Here is a 2071-nt window from a genome sequence, read left to right on the forward strand (position 1 = left end):
GGCGGGGGGAGGGTCTTCTCCTCGGGCTGCGGGTTCTTGTTCGGGAAGATCATCTCGCAGACTTCGAGGTAGAGCTGCTCCGGATAGGGGAGGTAGTCCACGTTGGTGAGGGCCTGGTCCTGGCCGGCGGACTCCAGGATGAACTCCCCGTAGCCGAGCATCCGGCCCGCGATCGTCCGCTTGAAACTCATGTCGGTGACCTTGGCCAGCGGCATCATCGCGACCTTGCGGGTGATGAGCCCGGTGGTCAGCAGCATCCGCTGGTTGGTGATGACGAAGTAGTCGACGGACCACTCCGCGACCCGCCAGACGAACCACGCCAGCAGGATCAGCCAGCCCCACCAGATCCAGCTGATGACCGTGCCCGCGTCGCTCGCGACGGTGTTGCTCAGCACCCCCGCGATGATCAGGCCGCCGAGGACGAGGCCGACCGGGACCATCAGCACGGCCGGGTGCCGCCGCACCGTGATCACCTGGTTCTCGTGCGGCAGCAGGTACTTGTTCACCGAGGCCGGCGCGGAGTCGCCGGGAGTGACGAGCCTCATGCGAGCGCGTTGACGAAGGTGGCCAGGGAACCCGCGGCGGAGGCGATGCCGTTCGCGGCCGACTCCACTGACTGCGCCGCGCCGTCCGGCTGCTTGATCACGTAGAACGCCACGAAGGCCACCGCGGCCCACGTCATGTACTTCTTGGCGGGCACGGCAGCCTCCCGGAGCGTTGACCCACGGACCCCGGGTTCAGTTTCGCACAGCCCGAACGACCGTCAAAGCAAGGGCTATGGCGCGTTGTCGAGCGACGAACGTCGCGCCTTCCGGCGTTTTTCGGCGGCGACCGTGGCGAGCACCTCCAGGTGCCTGCGCGCGATCCGTTCCACGAGGTCGGGCGGTGCCGCCCCGGTGACCTCCTCGGCCCCGTGCCACGCGGCGGAGACGCACCGGTCCACCGTCTCGGCGGGGTGCACCCCCTCGAACTCCTCGGCGAGCCGATCGCCGATCGCCGTGTAGCGCGGCTGGCCGCCGTCCCCTGGGTGAGCCATGACATGTCCTCGATCGAGCTCGCTCGCACCGCCCGGTCCGTAACGGTCCCCTGTGCCGGGGCGGTGGAGGGGAACGCGCGGAGGCGTTCCGTAGCGCCTTCGTACCCTCAGCCGGAGGGAACGAACATCGCAGGTCAGGTCGATGGTCGCGGCCGGGAGGCCCGGGTCAGACGACCCCGTAGAGGCGGTCTCCGGCGTCCCCGAGGCCGGGCATGATGAAGCCCTGCTCGTTGAGGTGGGAGTCGATCGCGGCCGTCACGACCCGGACCGGCGCCGAGGTGCCGGAGAACGACTGCTCCAGCAGCTTCAGGCCCTCCGGTGCGGCGAGCAGGCAGATGGCGGTGACGTCGTCGGCGCCGCGGTCGAACAGGAGCCGGATGGCGGCGGCGAGCGTCCCGCCGGTCGCGAGCATCGGGTCGAGGACGTAGCACTGCCGGCCGGACAGGTCGTCCGGCAGCCGCGTCGCGTACGTCTGGGCCTGCAGCGTGCCCTCGTCGCGGATCATGCCGAGGAAGCCGACCTCGGCGGTGGGCAGCAGCCGCGTCATGCCGTCGAGCATCCCCAGCCCGGCGCGCAGGATCGGGACGACGAGCGGCTTCGGGCTCGCCAGCTGGACGCCCCGCGTCGAGACGAGGGGGGTGTCGACGGTGGCCTCGGTGACCCGCACGTCCCGGGTGGCCTCGTAGGCGAGCAGGGTGACCAGTTCGTCGGCGAGGCGGCGGAACGTGGGGGAGTCGGTGCGGACGTCCCGCAGCGTGGTGAGCTTGTGCGCGACGAGGGGGTGGTCGACGGCGAGGGTCTGCATGCGCTCACCGTAGCCCACCTGCCGCGATCGGCCGGACGCCGCCGAAACAGGATAGGACGTCGCTGAGCTGGGCAGTATGGCGGTATGAACAGGCAAAGCGATCACCAGCCGGAAGGTCCGGCGCGGGCCCGGGAGTCCGTGCCCGACCCACCTGGCCCCGCGGCGCCGCCGGGCGGGTCCGGGTCGCCTCCGGACGAGGCTGCGGCGCCGCTCCCCGGTCCCCCCGCCAC

The 2071-nt window shown here is 71.0% G+C and carries 4 protein-coding genes; all 4 read right to left on the minus strand.

Translation table 11 applies throughout. The features are described from left to right. Positions 1–545, minus strand: a 545-nt coding sequence (locus E1289_RS37350) for a PH domain-containing protein (RefSeq protein WP_131988873.1), incomplete at its 3' end; no start/stop codon positions are given. Beyond that, positions 542–700 (minus strand): hypothetical protein, encoded by a 159-nt coding sequence (locus E1289_RS38755; protein WP_165970784.1) that lies wholly within the window; start codon positions 698–700, stop codon positions 542–544. The genes E1289_RS38755 and E1289_RS37350, both read right to left, overlap by 4 nt. Before the next feature lie 75 nt (positions 701–775). Next, positions 776–1036, minus strand: coding sequence for a hypothetical protein (locus E1289_RS37355; RefSeq protein WP_131988875.1), 261 nt, complete (start codon positions 1034–1036; stop codon positions 776–778). Positions 1037–1202: 166 nt separating this feature from the next. Next, positions 1203–1841, minus strand: a complete 639-nt coding sequence (gene upp / locus E1289_RS37360) for a uracil phosphoribosyltransferase (RefSeq protein WP_131988877.1) — start codon at positions 1839–1841, stop codon at positions 1203–1205. Positions 1842–2071 lie beyond the last annotated feature (230 nt).

It is taken from the genome of Actinomadura sp. 6K520, from assembly GCF_004349245.1.
Lineage (GTDB): Bacteria > Actinomycetota > Actinomycetes > Streptosporangiales > Streptosporangiaceae > Spirillospora.